The organism is Capnocytophaga sp. FDAARGOS_737, assembly GCF_009730375.1.
GTDB lineage: Bacteria > Bacteroidota > Bacteroidia > Flavobacteriales > Flavobacteriaceae > Capnocytophaga > Capnocytophaga leadbetteri.
The window spans coordinates 825,236-839,239 of the sequence record NZ_CP046316.1 but is presented as its reverse complement, the minus strand read 5'-3'; the positions used below and the strand labels follow the sequence as shown (position 1 = coordinate 839,239).

General features: G+C 40.1%; 16 protein-coding genes and 4 tRNA genes. 17 read left to right on the top strand and 3 right to left on the bottom strand.

What is annotated here, in order from left to right; all coding sequences use genetic code 11:
* Nucleotides 1-79: 79 nt before the first annotated feature.
* The 5 genes from FOC45_RS03565 (at nt 80) to FOC45_RS03545 (ending at nt 3,853) form a co-directional block, all read left to right on the top strand.
* On the top strand, nt 80-736 hold the full coding sequence (locus tag FOC45_RS03565; RefSeq protein WP_009391106.1) for a helix-turn-helix transcriptional regulator: 657 nt from the start codon (nt 80-82) through the stop codon (nt 734-736).
* Nucleotides 737-899: 163 nt separating this feature from the next.
* Complete coding sequence (locus FOC45_RS03560) at nt 900-1,751, top strand: GyrI-like domain-containing protein (RefSeq protein WP_009391102.1); 852 nt, start codon at nt 900-902, stop codon at nt 1,749-1,751.
* Nucleotides 1,752-1,785: 34 nt separating this feature from the next.
* Nucleotides 1,786-2,268 (top strand): hypothetical protein, encoded by a 483-nt coding sequence (locus tag FOC45_RS03555; protein ID WP_009391101.1) that lies wholly within the window; start codon nt 1,786-1,788, stop codon nt 2,266-2,268.
* A 417-nt stretch (nt 2,269-2,685) separates the two neighbouring features.
* Nucleotides 2,686-2,832 (top strand): hypothetical protein, encoded by a 147-nt coding sequence (locus FOC45_RS03550; protein ID WP_009391096.1) that lies wholly within the window; start codon nt 2,686-2,688, stop codon nt 2,830-2,832.
* Nucleotides 2,833-3,010: 178 nt separating this feature from the next.
* Nucleotides 3,011-3,853: an aldo/keto reductase gene (locus FOC45_RS03545; RefSeq protein WP_009391091.1), complete on the top strand. Its 843-nt coding sequence runs from the start codon at nt 3,011-3,013 to the stop codon at nt 3,851-3,853.
* Nucleotides 3,854-3,935: 82 nt separating this feature from the next.
* On the opposite strand, the gene FOC45_RS03540 is transcribed toward FOC45_RS03545, so the two are convergent.
* On the bottom strand, nt 3,936-4,355 hold the full coding sequence (locus FOC45_RS03540; protein ID WP_009391089.1) for a hypothetical protein: 420 nt from the start codon (nt 4,353-4,355) through the stop codon (nt 3,936-3,938).
* Nucleotides 4,356-4,731: 376 nt separating this feature from the next.
* Between FOC45_RS03540 and FOC45_RS03535 the strand changes: the two genes are divergently transcribed.
* Nucleotides 4,732-5,154 (top strand): organic hydroperoxide resistance protein, encoded by a 423-nt coding sequence (locus tag FOC45_RS03535; protein ID WP_009391087.1) that lies wholly within the window; start codon nt 4,732-4,734, stop codon nt 5,152-5,154.
* Between the two features lie 204 nt (nt 5,155-5,358).
* Here FOC45_RS03535 and FOC45_RS03530 read toward each other — a convergent pair whose 3' ends face one another.
* The gene (locus FOC45_RS03530; RefSeq protein ID WP_009391086.1) at nt 5,359-5,826 is read right to left on the bottom strand and encodes a DUF192 domain-containing protein; all 468 of its coding nucleotides are present in this window, start codon (nt 5,824-5,826) and stop codon (nt 5,359-5,361) included.
* A gap of 257 nt (nt 5,827-6,083) precedes the next feature.
* Between FOC45_RS03530 and FOC45_RS03525 the strand changes: the two genes are divergently transcribed.
* From FOC45_RS03525 to FOC45_RS03495, 7 genes are all read left to right on the top strand, one after another.
* Nucleotides 6,084-6,638: a hypothetical protein gene (locus FOC45_RS03525; RefSeq protein ID WP_009391085.1), complete on the top strand. Its 555-nt coding sequence runs from the start codon at nt 6,084-6,086 to the stop codon at nt 6,636-6,638.
* Nucleotides 6,639-6,641: 3 nt separating this feature from the next.
* Nucleotides 6,642-7,790: a VWA domain-containing protein gene (locus FOC45_RS03520; RefSeq protein WP_009391081.1), complete on the top strand. Its 1,149-nt coding sequence runs from the start codon at nt 6,642-6,644 to the stop codon at nt 7,788-7,790.
* A gap of 70 nt (nt 7,791-7,860) precedes the next feature.
* The gene (locus FOC45_RS03515; protein ID WP_009391080.1) at nt 7,861-8,112 is read left to right on the top strand and encodes a type B 50S ribosomal protein L31; all 252 of its coding nucleotides are present in this window, start codon (nt 7,861-7,863) and stop codon (nt 8,110-8,112) included.
* A gap of 144 nt (nt 8,113-8,256) precedes the next feature.
* Nucleotides 8,257-9,294, top strand: a complete 1,038-nt coding sequence (locus FOC45_RS03510) for a VWA domain-containing protein (RefSeq protein WP_009391078.1) — start codon at nt 8,257-8,259, stop codon at nt 9,292-9,294.
* A gap of 8 nt (nt 9,295-9,302) precedes the next feature.
* On the top strand, nt 9,303-10,226 hold the full coding sequence (locus FOC45_RS03505) for a tetratricopeptide repeat protein (RefSeq protein WP_009391077.1): 924 nt from the start codon (nt 9,303-9,305) through the stop codon (nt 10,224-10,226).
* A gap of 42 nt (nt 10,227-10,268) precedes the next feature.
* On the top strand, nt 10,269-12,023 hold the full coding sequence (locus FOC45_RS03500; RefSeq protein WP_009391076.1) for a BatD family protein: 1,755 nt from the start codon (nt 10,269-10,271) through the stop codon (nt 12,021-12,023).
* A gap of 8 nt (nt 12,024-12,031) precedes the next feature.
* Nucleotides 12,032-12,781, top strand: coding sequence for a tetratricopeptide repeat protein (locus FOC45_RS03495; RefSeq protein WP_009391074.1), 750 nt, complete (start codon nt 12,032-12,034; stop codon nt 12,779-12,781).
* Here the strand turns inward: FOC45_RS03495 and FOC45_RS03490 are convergent.
* A complete protein-coding gene (locus FOC45_RS03490; RefSeq protein WP_009391072.1) occupies nt 12,768-13,280 on the bottom strand; it encodes a shikimate kinase in 513 nt (170 codons plus the stop codon). The genes FOC45_RS03495 and FOC45_RS03490 overlap by 14 nt on opposite strands.
* Nucleotides 13,281-13,417: 137 nt before the next feature.
* Here FOC45_RS03490 and FOC45_RS03485 point away from each other — a divergent pair.
* The 4 genes from FOC45_RS03485 (at nt 13,418) to FOC45_RS03470 (ending at nt 13,806) form a co-directional block, all read left to right on the top strand.
* Nucleotides 13,418-13,490: transfer RNA gene (locus tag FOC45_RS03485), tRNA-Lys, on the top strand.
* A 37-nt stretch (nt 13,491-13,527) separates the two neighbouring features.
* Nucleotides 13,528-13,600, top strand: a tRNA-Lys gene (locus FOC45_RS03480).
* Between the two features lie 31 nt (nt 13,601-13,631).
* Nucleotides 13,632-13,704, top strand: a tRNA-Lys gene (locus FOC45_RS03475).
* A gap of 18 nt (nt 13,705-13,722) precedes the next feature.
* Nucleotides 13,723-13,806: transfer RNA gene (locus FOC45_RS03470), tRNA-Leu, on the top strand.
* Nucleotides 13,807-14,004: the final 198 nt, after the last annotated feature.

The window sequence follows — 14,004 nt, the reverse complement described above, 5'->3', positions numbered from 1 at the left end:
AAAAATATTTGATTAAATTTGGCGCAAAATTACGGCGGTGGGCATCACTACACAATACTGAATTATAACCATTTTGAAAATGACAGCTGATAAAAGCATAGAAGAAATAGCACAAGAATACATTCCGCAGATAAAATTTTTAGAAGAAGCAGGGAGTTTTGCGGTGTTTCTATCAGATAGATTTGGGCATTACTATTACGTAACCGAATATGTAACCGAAGATATTGAAGCACCTCAAGAGCTCAATATTGAGAAATTGGTACATCCTGATGATTTAGAAGTAGTAAGAAGAATTGATAAGAAAGTATGGGAGTTTTTGGATACTCTGCCCGAAGAAGAAAAGTTAGCTTACAAATACATCTATGAGCTGAGAGTATTAGAAAAAGGGAAGTATATACGAATGATTTACCAAACACGCCTATTAGCCTTTGAAGACGATAATTTTCTTGCAATGGGTATGATAGACCTCGCCCCCGAACAATCGGCAAACACTTCTGTACGTTTTCAGATAAAAAACTGCCTTACTGATGAAATCGTACCTTTTGCTATAGAAAGTGCTACTGATGCCCTGCTTACTCCGCGCGAAAGAGAGATATTCGCCCTTGCCAAAGAGGGAATGTTCAGCAAAGAAATATCGGAGAAATTGAACATCAGTATACATACGGTAAACCGCCATCGGCAGAATATCCTTGAAAAACTACAAGTAGATAATATTATTGAAGCCATAAGGTCGTAGCACAACAAGCAAGTTGTAGCACAACACGCAATAAATAAAAATCCCTGTGTGGAATATATACCACACGGGGATTTTTTATTGGTAATTTAGAAAATAAGCAAGATAGGAAAAGTCTTTTGTGCAAAACTGCCTTACCTTTGCCCTCGTAAATCAGTAACTCAATATGAAAAACATTACTTACAACGATTACATTCAGCGCATCAATAAGGTGGTTGCTTACATCAACAATCATTTAGATGAGACTTTAGACCTAAAAACACTCGCTAATGAGGCTGCTTTATCAGACTTTCATTTTCACCGCATCTTCAAAGCCCTAAAAGGTGAAGCTATTGGAGGGTATATCACTCGTCTTAGGCTAGAAGCTACTGCCCGCTTGCTGCGGTACACCGCCCTGACAATAGAAGAAATAGCCTTTAATATAGGCTATGAAACCCCTGCTTCGCTCTCTAAAGCCTTTAAGAAACAATACGGCATCAGCCCTACTGAGTATAGAACAAACAAAGATACCTACATTATGAAAAAAGAAATCATCAACCCCGATTTGGCTCTGAAAGCCCCTAAAATAGTAACATTAGAGCCTAAAAACCTTATTTATGTAGCCCTTACAGGTGCTTATGGAAGTTTAGACTACGGAAAAGCTTATGAGCAACTATGGGCTGTTATTAAGGCTCAAAAACTCTTCACCAAAGGGATAGAGTCTATATGTATATCGTATGATGACCCGAAAATCACTGAAGGCTCTTTGCAACGCTCTGATGTATGTTTGGCTATCCACAAGCTTGCCACCCCACAAGATGAAGTTAGTTGCAAGACCTTAGCAGGGGGTAAATATGCCGTTTTCTTCTATCAAGGCAGTTACGAAAACCTTTCTCAGGTGTATGATACAGCTGTACGCTGGGTTATAGACCAGCAGTACAGGCTACGCGAAGAACCTTTCTTTGAAAAATACCTCAACGATGCGCGCCGTACCCCTAAAGAAAAGCTAAAAACAGAGATTTATATTCCTATCAATTAACCCATTTGTCAATCATTTTATAACTTTTAATACTATGCAACTTACAAAAACAGAAAAAACTATTGGTATCGTCTTAGCGATTGCCTTATTACTGCTCACTCTTTCAGGAAGTGGCTACTTCTTCTTTAACCTGAAAACAAACATAGTACAATGGATTACTTACAACGCTTGTTCGCCCAGTAGCTTGGTATATTTAGTTGGCTTTATAGTCTTTTTGTACAACAAAAACGCTATCGGGTTGGCACTTGCTTTCTTGCCGATGTACTATTTTGGCACTATGGGACTCTTCACTTTTACGTGGAGTGGCGCTAATATCTTTGCCCAAATGTCGCATATTACTATGACGCTTAATCTTCTTTGGGCAGGGTATATACTCTATCGTCTCGGCGATTACAAAGTCTTTGCGCAAGGCTTGTTGTGGAGTATCATACTTTTTGTGCCTTTTATTGCTTTTGTGATGTATTACTGTCGCACTCACGCTGACGAAATCAGTAGTTTATTGCAAATGATGGCTTAGGATATTTGTATTATTAATGATTGCAGACAAATCATAAAGGTTGAATAGTATTTTTTTAAACGATTTTATTTCTTACCTCTTGCATATTATAAAAAAATTATTACCTTTGCAGTGATTTTAAAAACTCATTTAAACAGCATTTAAAAAGATATAACATAAAAAACGACATATAGCGTTTCGCTTACGATTTTCCTCTTGCAGAAAACGACCAATATTTTAGTAGCAGGAAAGTTGAAGTGGAAATGCCTACGTTCAAACGTGGGCATTCCTTTTACTTTGCTACATAGCCTTTGGTCGGGCTTCTGCAAGAAAGTAACGAGGAATGGCTCACGTTTTTTATTGTCTTTACACAGTGCAAAGGCGGAAACCGAAAAGCCTGCAACAGACAGTAGGTATTAACTTAAAATCTTTCACATTATGAGTAGAGGACAATACGGAAGAGGCTTTCTAGAAGGAAAGAAATCTATCGAGAACCTCATTAAAGAACAAAAAGTTATAACAGCAATAGTTGCTGCGTTAGCTTTTGTAGGTGGACTTATTGTCAAAGGATTAGACAATAAATAGTTTCCTATTTTTCTCCCCTTGCAATTACCTTTTGTAAGGGGAGTTTTTTTACTCATTGTCAATTATCCCTTACCTCTTAGCCAACGAAAAACATGTAAAACAAAACAATTCCTCTGTAACAATTATTTAACAAAATTCTCTATCTTTGCAGGGTATAAAACTAAAAATAAGAAATACAATGAAAAACATCCAATTAAACAACGGGGTACAAATGCCCCTATTGGGTTATGGTGTATACCAAGTAGACCCCAAAGAATGTGAGCGTTGCGTAAGTGATGCTATTTCGGTAGGCTACCGAATGATTGACACTGCCCAAATCTATCGCAATGAAGAGGGTGTAGGTAATGCTATTAAGAAAAGTGATATCAATCGCAAAGAGTTCTTTATCGTTACCAAAGTGTGGGTAAGCAATGCGGGCTATGAAAAAGCTAAAGCCTCTATCGAAACCTCTTTGCGCAAACTCCAAACGGATTATATCGATTTGCTACTCGTTCACCAACCTTTTGGCGATTATTACGGCTCTTATCGCGCTATGGAAGAAGCCTACAAAGAAGGCAAAGTGCGCGCTATTGGGGTGAGCAACTTCTATGCCGATAGATACCTCGATTTGGCATACCACTGCGAGATAAAACCTGCGGTAAACCAAATGGAAACGCACGTATTCTACCAACAGCAAGACCTCCAAGAGCTGATGAAGAAATACGACACCAAGCTAATGTCGTGGGGGCCTTTTGCCGAAGGTAAGAATGATTTCTTTGCCAATCCTACGCTCAACGCCATTGGTGAAAAGTATCACAAAAGTGCTGCCCAAGTAGCCTTGCGCTACCTATTACAACGCGATATTATCTGCATTCCTAAGTCGGTGCGCAAAGAGCGTATGGAACAAAACCTTAATGTATTCGATTTTCAACTCTCAGCAGAGGATATGAGCCAAATAGCCACTCTCGACACCAAGCAAACGCTGTTCTTCTCTCACAGAGATCCTGCTTTTGTAGAGATGATACTACAATATGGTAATTAGCAAATTAGCAAATGTGCTAATTAGTAAAATTCCCGTGTGGTAGTACCACACGGGAATTTTTAATAAGACATCTAACTTGTATCTATTTGCTAAATTCTACTTCAGCATTTAGTTTAGTTATCTTTTCTTGCAATTTAGTGATGTCTTTTTGCAATTTCTCAATACGGCGATTACTTTTGGCTAATTGCTTATTAGCTTTACTAGCTTTGCGCAAAGCCTTTTCAGCTTTGTTCGCTTTTTTAGCACTTGCTGAAGCTGAACTCGCATCACTAAAAGCATCCGTGCGATCAGTAGCTTCTTCATTAGCTTGCGTAGCCTCAGTTTGCAACGACTGATTATTGGTTTGCTCTTGTGTGAGTTTCATTTGCAATTCGTTGAGCTCGGTATTGAGTTTCAAGGCTTGCTGCTGATTTTCTAAGCGTTTCATCTCTGGTGATTTAGCTGTACCACAGCTCGCTAGCATAAAGGAAGCTAACACTCCCATTAAAAGTACTTTTTTCATAATTATATTATTAATATTTTAATGCGACAAAAGTAATACTTAATTGCCTAATATGCAAATTCGCTATTTTACTAATTTGCTAATTATCAAATTATCACTACCTTTGCATTTAGAATAACTTAAAAACAATACAATATTATGAGAAAAACTTTTATTATTTTATGCATTTGGAGCATCATTGTAGGCTGTTCTCAAGAACAAAATGAAGATGACTCCTCTTCCAAAGAAAAAGAGGGATGGAAATTAGTATGGCACGAATCGTAGCACGATAAGCAATAATAAGCTCCCCTTGTGAAGAACACCCCTAAGTGAGGAATAGCTCGAAACACTTAGGACATTTAGTAAACAAATTATTAATCATAAATAAAAAAGACAGATGACAGCAATGTACACAGCAGTGGCCACCGCGACAGGTGGTCGTAACAGAAAAGTAACTTCTGACAATGGCGTATTAAGCCTTGAAATACGTTCTCCTAAAGCCTTAGGTGGAGCTAACGATGATTATACCAATCCTGAGCAGATTTTTGCTGCGGGCTATGCGGCTTGTTTTGATACTGCCCTGAATTTGGTTATTAGGCAAACTAAAGTAGCTACTGGTGAGACCTCTGTAACGGCACACGTATCTATCGGAAAGCTGAATAATGGCGGGTTTATTTTCGCCGTAACCCTACAAGTAAATATACCTAATGTATCGCTTGAAGAAGCTAAGGAGCTCGTAGCAAAAGCCGACCTAGTATGTCCGTATTCTAACTCTACTCGTGGAAATATAGAAGTAACCTTTGAAGTTAGTAACAATTAAGTCGTAGTACGACAAACAATAAAACTCCCCGTGAGGTATGCGTACCTCACGGGGAGTTTTTATTGCTAAAGGCTAATTCTATTCTAAAAGTAGATTTATCAATTAGCTCATTTGTATTGCTTTGAGAAAGCCTTCGGTGTGTAGGGTATAGAAAAGCGGTTACTATTTTTTCATCGTGCTTATTATTTAATTTAACTTTATCGGCTACGGCAGTTTGATTGTACAGCCCTTTCCTATATTGTTCTTTTCAAACCACCCCTGAGGCACTTCAAGGGCATAACGCACGGGTTCCGATGAGTCCACGCTTTGACGGCTGAACGGTGTCATATTGCGTGTTTCGCGGATTTCACCACTCGAGTTAATGAACGCAATCGAAAGGGGGGTAGGCGTATCTTTCATCCAAAAGCTTAACTTTTCGTCTCTTTTAAAAATAAAAAGCATACCGGTTCCTTCGGGAATATTCTTACGCCCCATATAGCCTTTTGACATCTCTCGTATGGAGCGAGCAAGCTCAACTCTTATGGGAATGGTCTTGCCGTCAAGATTGGTAATGCTCAAGTCTCTCTGTTCAAACTCAAGTGCGAGGGCTGAACAGGCAGTAAAAACAAGGTTGCACAATAGGATAACTCCCATTAGCAATAGTTTGGCAGATGTAAATATTTTCTTTTTCATTGTGCTTATTATTAAATTTAATGGAGCAAAAGTAGTGTTTTTTTTTTAAATGTGCAAGATTGAAATTTAGCAAATAAATGATTTTAGCTGCTTGCTGATACTTTGATCCTACACTGATCTTACACTAATCCTACACTGATCCTACACTGACTTTACATCACATACTTAGCTGCGGCAGTTCGCTGATTTTCCTACACAAAAGGTTTGGTAGTTTAGGGATTATTTTGTATCTTTGTGCTTTGATAAAACGATGGATTATGGCGCGGACAAATGATAATATTATACTACAAAAAGTCTCTGGAAATATAGGAAAACAGGTGGTGCTAAAGCGGGTGCACGGAAAGACGGTCTTATCGAAAATGCCGAAAAAACCTGCTGCCCGCAGTGCCAAGCAGCAGATGTGCGCTCAAGGATTTAAATTAGCGACTGCTTATGCTAAAAGCGTTATGCAAAATCCTGAACTAAAAGCTCTCTACAGTGCGGAAGCTAAACGACGCGGGGTTATCAATGCCTATAATATGGCGCTGTCAGACTGTTTGAGACTGCCTGAAATTAAGGCAATAGATATTGCGAACTATACAGGTAGCATACTGGGTGAGGTGATAACAATTGAGGTAACTGATACTTTTAAAGTAGTGGAAGTAACGGTTAGGATTATAAACGATGTGACAGTAATAGAAGAGGGAAGCGCTACATTTGTAGATAATAGATGGCAGTATGTTACTACGGTATTGAACGCTGTTGTCACAGATAGTAAAGTGGTAGTAACGGCTGTGGATAGGGCTGGAAATAAAATCAATAAATCATTTTAAGATATGAAAAAACTGTATTTTCTTTCGTTTATAGCAGCACTTTTACTAAGTGCGTGCGCTAGACCTGATGACGGAATGCACGACGATTATTCTATGCATTCTAAAGAAAGCAAAGGGAGTCAAGGAGGTATTCAACCTCAAGGTGGCTTGGTGACTGCCGGCGAATGGAACGACTTAGACAACTGGGATTTCTACCAAAAAACTCTTATGAAAGAGCCATTCAAAGGTTTTCCTGACGATTGGCAAATGTATACCAATCACCGTATAGCAGTAGCTATAACCGCTAAAAATAAGCCGGCTTCTAATGCTACCGTTACGCTCTTTCGAAATGATACCCCCATTTGGACAGCAAAAACCGATAACCTCGGAAGGGCTGAACTATGGGTAGGAGCTTTTCAGAAAGAGAATGAACTCAACACCGCTCTGCTTCGGCTAAAAGTGAATGAACAGTGGGTATCTACAGCTGCTATCAGCGAAACTCAGGTGAACCGTATTGCCCTTGATGAGACTCTCCCCTCGCCTACTAACCTTGTGCAAATAGCCTTTATGGTAGATGCTACAGGCTCTATGGGCGATGAACTTGAGTTCCTGAAAATGGACTTGAAAAAAGTGATTGCTGAGGTGCAGAAGACTAATACGCAACTGAAAATCAGTACGGCTACGGTTTTCTATCGCGATGAGGGTGATGAGTATGTGGTAAAACACAGCCCTTTTACTGAAGATATTAACCAGACTACAGAGTTTATCAGCCAACAGCGCGCTGATGGTGGGGGTGATTTCCCTGAAGCGGTAGACAAAGCCCTCGTACAGCTAAACCAACTGCAATGGCAGCCTGAGGCACGCACACGTATCGCTTTCTTGGTACTCGATGCGCCCCCTCATAATAAGCCTGCGGTAATCAGCAGTATACAATACTCAGTGAAAACGGCTGCTGCTAGTGGCATTAAACTCATACCTGTAGTAGCCAGTGGAATAGATAAAACTACTGAGTTTCTGATGCGATTTATAGCGATGTACACCAATGGTACCTATGTGTTTATCACCGACCATAGCGGCATAGGAAACAAGCATTTAGAGCCCAGCGTTGGCGAGTATCAGGTAGAGAAACTAAGCGACCTAATGGTGCGCCTCATCAAAAAATACTCGGAGTAATTTGGCTATTAAAAAAAAATGTTATACTTTTGCGCCCTGAAAATTACGTAATAAAAGAATTAACATTGCAATGAAAAAAGAAATTCACCCAGAATCTTATCGTTTGGTGGCTTTCAAAGATATGTCGAACGACGATATCTTTATCACCAAATCGACAGTAGAGACCAAAGAAACCATTGAAGTAGAAGGGGTAGAGTATCCTTTAGTAAAGTTGGAAATTTCACGCACTTCACACCCTTACTACACAGGTAAATCTAAACTTATTGATACTGCCGGACGTATCGATAAATTTAAAAACAAATACGCTAAGTTTAAAAAATAAGCATAGCAATCCTAAAAAAGGCTGCCTCAGTAATGTGGTAGCCTTTTTTAATTTGCCAATTTTTTTTATTTTTGCAGTCGATTTGGCGCAGTATTTGAGGAAGGCAAAAAGGCATAGATAATGGCTATTCTTTTATAACTTATTATGATACATATAGACGAAAAAATATATATCTGGTTTATAGCGGTATTGCTGCCGCTACTATTTATCTTTGTAATTTCGCTATGGCGGAAAAAGAAGGCTCAAAGGGCATTTGCTGACAGTGCGTTACTCAGACGCTTATCGCCTGACCGTTCTAACTTTAAGCTGTGGCTGAAGTGGATATTGCTTTCTGCCGTAGTGGTGCTGCTCTGCATCGCTTTGGCTAACCCCAAAATAGGCACTAAAATAGAAACCGTAAAACGCGAAGGGGTAGATATCGTCTTTGCTATTGACGTTTCAAAAAGTATGTTGGCTGAAGACGTAGCTCCTAACCGCTTAGAGAAAGCTAAACGCATCGCCTTTGAGACTATCAATCAGCTAAAAGGCGACCGTGTAGGTATCGTAGCCTACGCAGCAAGTGCTTATCCGCAACTCGCCCTAACGACAGACCATTCGGCTGCCAAAATGTTTTTGCAGAGTATGAATACTAATATGCTCTCGTCGCAAGGTACTGCTATTCAGGAGGCTATACGTATGGCAACCAACTATTTTGACGATAAAAGCACTACCTCTCGCTTGCTCTTTATCATCTCTGACGGTGAAGACCACGAAATGGGCGCTACCGAAATTGCTGCTGAAGCACAAGAAAAAGGCATACACATCTACACTATAGGAGTAGGTACTGAAAAAGGAAGTCCGATACCGATGCGCGAACTAGGTGAACAGAGTTACAAACGTGACCGCAATGGCGAGGTGGTTATCACACGGCTGAACAAAGAACTACTACAACAGATAGCTATAAATGCTGGCGGACAATACCTAAATGGCGATAATACCCAAGAGGCTGTTAGCCAAATAGAAAAAATATTAGAAAGCACCGAGAAAAGTCAGTTTGACACACAGAAGTTTGTAGATTTTAAAGACCAGTTTCAGTGGTTTTTAGCAGGAGCGTTATTGCTGTTGGTGCTTGACCTTTTTATCTTTGAAAGAAAAACACAATGGGTAAAGCGTCTTAATTTGTTTAATGAACGAAAAAAGTAAGTATCTGTATGAAAAATATTCTTTTTATAGTCTTAACCTTTATGAGTATAGGCAGTTTTGCGCAAAGCAAAGAGGAAAAAGAGGCGCTAAAAGCGGCTATGAACTCTAAAAAGCTGACCTACCAGGGTAATGAATCATTGAAAGGTGATAAACCTACCCAAGCGGAGGTAGATTATCGTAATGCTATAGCTGAAGATAATACGAACCTGACTGCCCAATACAACTTGGGCACATTGTTGTATAAGCAAAAAAACTACGGAGAAGCCTTTGCTCAGCTGATGAAAGCGGCGAATGCTAAACAGATGTCGGAAGCTGAAAGACACCAAATCTTTCATAACTTAGGAAATGCTTTTATGAAAGAAAAGACCTATGACAAGGCTGTATTGGCGTATAGAGAAGCCCTCAGATACAACCCTACTGACGAGGAAACGCGCTATAACTTGGCAGTAGCTAACGAAATGCTTAAGAAAAATCCGCCTAAAAACAACAACAAGGATAATAAGGACAACAAAGATAACAAGGATAATAAAGACAATAAAGACAACAAGGATAAAAACAAGGATAACAAGGACAACAAAGATAAAAATCAGGATAAGAAAGACGATAAGGATAAAAACAAGGATAATAAGGACAACAAAGACAACAAAGACAAGAATAAGGATAATAAAGACAAAGACAATAAGGACAATAAAGATAAGGATAAAGACAACAAAAACGGCAAAGATAAGGACAACAAAGACCAGAATAAAGACAATAAAGACGACCAACAGGGGTCTAAAGAGCAAGGCGGACAGCCACGCCCTTCGTCTTTATCGCCTGAACAGATGGAGCGTATCCTTGAAGCTATGAACAATGAGGAGCGCAAAACTCAAGATAAAGTAAACGGACAAAAAGTAAGAGGACAGCGCGCCAAATCTGAAAAAGATTGGTAGGAACAAATAGCATTTTGTCTTTCAACATAAATAATTTAAGCAATGAAATATAGATTAATACTCTTTATAACCTTTTTAGTACAAAGCCTCTATGCCCAAAATATAGAGTTTAGAGCCGATGTGAGCAAAAACACCTTAGGCGCTAATGAGCGGGTGCGCATAGAGTTTACGATGAACAAAAACGGCGATAACTTTACTCCGCCCTCTTTTCACGATTTTGTGGTGATAATGGGGCCTTCGCAATCGGTTTCTGAATCGTGGATTAATGGCGTACGTTCTTTTTCAAAGACTTACATCTATATACTACAACCTAAAGCTAAAGGTAAATTCACCATAGGGCAAGCCTCGATAGATATTGATGGGAGAACCTACAAGACAGCCCCTATCGCTATCACCGTAACTGAAGCCGTAGCTGCCCCTTCTATAGATAAGACCAGCAATGATGTAGCCAGAGAAAGCTTGTTTTTATTAGCTGAAGTCTCTAAACCTAATCCTTATCTGAATGAGGCAGTAAGCGTAACCTATCGCCTATACGTAGGCAGCAACGTAGCCTTAAACGACCTACAATGGCTAACAGTACCTAAGTTTCCTAACTTCTGGAGTCAAGAGATAAAAATGCAGGAGTATGAGATAGGCGACTGTAGCTATCAGGGACGCAACTATCGTTGCATAGTAGTGAAAAAAGTAGTACTCTACCCACAAAAAACAGGTACTATCACCCTCGAACCACTGACTATGGACGCTGTACTGACGGTACCTACAAATCAGCGTGATTTCTTTGGCAGAATGATGTATGAACAGGTATCGCGCAGGGTAACCTCTGGCAATAAGACCATTAACGTAAAAGACCTACCTGAGGAAGGCAAACCAGATAACTTTAGCGGAGCGGTAGGCGACTTCTCTTTTGCCGTAACCCCTAACAAACAAACCCTAAAAGGCAACGAAAGTATGCAGCTAAAAGTAGAAGTATCGGGCAGTGGTAACCTAAAACTGTTCGACCTACCTAAGCCTACTTTCCCTTCGTCATTAGAAGTATATGCTCCTGAGCAAAATGACGACATTAGCACTACCCTTGCTGGTATGAAAGGGCGCATAGAGCAAACTTACACCATTGTACCTCAGTACAAAGGGAAATACCCTATCAGTGGTATGGCTTTCTCTTACTTCAATCCGAACACTCATAAATACGAAACTATAAAAACAGACGAGCTGTGGATAGATGTAACCGAAGGAGCTGCTAACGAAGACACTCCTACTGATGTGGCTAACGATAACAACCTGCCGAGCAGTCACTTCCGCGCACAACAGCCTAACACAGGCTTAGTAGCGATGCATCAGCCTGTCTTCTTTGGTTCGGTGCGCTACTATCTATACCTACTCTTGCCACTACTGCTGATACCTATCGCCCTAATAGCTTGGCGTATTAGACAGCGTCGCGCAGGAGATATAGAAGGAGCAAAAGTGCGTACTGCCAACCGCTTGGCTAAGAAATACCTAAGTGAAGCTAAACGCAAACTCGCCGACAAAGACCACTTCTATGAGGCTTTAGAACGTGCTCTACACAACTATCTGAAAGCTAAACTGAAGATAGAAACTACTGAAATGAGCAAGGACAAAATAAACGAATTGCTATTGGCACGCCACGCTGCCCCAGAGACGGTAGAGCGCTTTATACGGCTGTTAGCTAACTGCGAAATGGCACGGTACTCGCAGCACCACACCGATGCCTCAGTAGAAAGTGATTTTGGCAATGCCGTGCAAGTGATAACAGAATTAGACAAACAAGTAAAAAAATAAGCTTAGCGATGAAGTACCTTATAACTCTAATATGCCTTGCTATAGCCACTATAGGCTGGGGGCAAGACCAAGATAATTTTGACAAAGCTACTACGCTCTACCAAAAGGGAGACTACACCCAAGCTGCTGCGGTGTACTCATCGATATTGAAGTCAGGCAAAGAGTCATCGGCTTTGTACTACAACTTAGGCAACACTTATTACAAGCTGAACAATGTGCCTGAAAGTATCTATTATTACGAAAAGGCACTGCAGCTTGACCCTGAAAATGCCGATGCAAAAAACAATCTGATATTTGCTAACCAAATGAAAGTAGATGCCATCACCCCCCTACCCAAAACGTGGGTGCGCCAACTAAGCGATGGTATCGTAGGGCTTTTTAGCGCTCATACGTGGGCGGTACTTTCGATTATAGGAGTTTTTGCTTTTGTGTTGAGTTTTTTGCTCTACTATTTCGTAGAGCGCACTGCACTAAAGCGCACTTTTTTCAGTCTGATGTTAGTATTTTTGTTTTTTGCGATAGGTAGTTACACCTTAGCGCACTTCTGCCATAAGCAAGTTAGCCAAACACAATACGCTATTCTTTTTGACAAAACCGTACGCGTATTTTCAGATGCTAATGCCTACAGCAGCGAGGTAATGCAGCTGCACGAAGGTACAAAAGTAGAGATTATAGAAGATGCTAAAGACTGGGTAAAGATACGGTTGGTTAATGGCAAAACAGGCTGGACAAAAGTAAGCTGTCTTAGAAAACTGTAAGTAACTTTTGGAGGCTTTGGTCAGGGGTAAGACCGTCCATAGCAATAATATGGGTAGCCTGAGCGTAGTACGGATTGCGGTCGAATAGATGCTTGCGAATGAATTCTTCTAAATCTATCTCCTTGATTTGGGCGAGCAGAGGTCGGTGGTCTTTCTCCTGCAAAAGACGCTGGGTAAGGGATTGAGGTTGGTATTTTAGATAAATACTCGTTGCCCCAGAGGCTTTGATAAGGGGCATATTATTGCCAAAGCAAGGCGTACCTCCGCCTAAAGAAAGTACCATATCCTCTTCTTTTTGGAGGACTTCTTGCAAGTAAAGCGCTTCTTTCTTGCGGAAATAAATCTCTCCTTTATTTTTAAAAATATTGGGTACGGAGCATTTTTCACGCTCAGCGATATAGGCATCGAGGTCGACGAAAGAAATGTTTTTAGCAGTGGCGAGGGCTCTTCCGAGGGTAGATTTACCGCTTCCCATATAGCCAATAAGAATTATTTTCATTTTATAAACTGTTGTATAGTAAGGGTTTGAAAAAATTATTTAAAATAAAGTGCAAAAATAATACTTTTTTTCTTGGTACATAAAAAAAATGTTGTATCTTTGCACCCGCAAACAAGGAAATACTTTTGAGTAAAACCGACTCGGTAGCTCAGCTGGTAGAGCACGACACTCTTAATGTTGGGGTCCTGGGTTCGATCCCCAGCCGGGTCACTAAGGATTTTAAAAGTTTGTTTTTCATTTTATTGATGACTTGGTAGCTCAGTTGGTAGAGCACAACACTTTTAATGTTGGGGTCCTGGGTTCGAGCCCCAGCCAGGTCACATAGTTATACAGTTTGTTTATTTATTTGATGACTTGGTAGCTCAGTTGGTAGAGCACAACACTTTTAATGTTGGGGTCCTGGGTTCGAGCCCCAGCCAGGTCACATTTTTTAATGTTAGTAGCCTACGTGGAGAAATTGGTAGACTTGCCATCTTGAGGGGGTGGTGCTCGTTAGGGCGTGCTGGTTCGAATCCAGTCGTAGGCACATTGCTACTCCATAATATGGCTTATTTATAAAATAAAGACTTTGAGAAAGTTGAAACTTTTTTAAGGTCTTTTTCTTTTAATCTTTCGACTTTTGTCTTCCATACTTCTTATTTTACACTCTCTTTTTCATTTTTAACATTTATCAGCTTTTTTGTTAAAAAAAACAAGTTTTCTTGTGCGTTTAATTTTCTTTTTA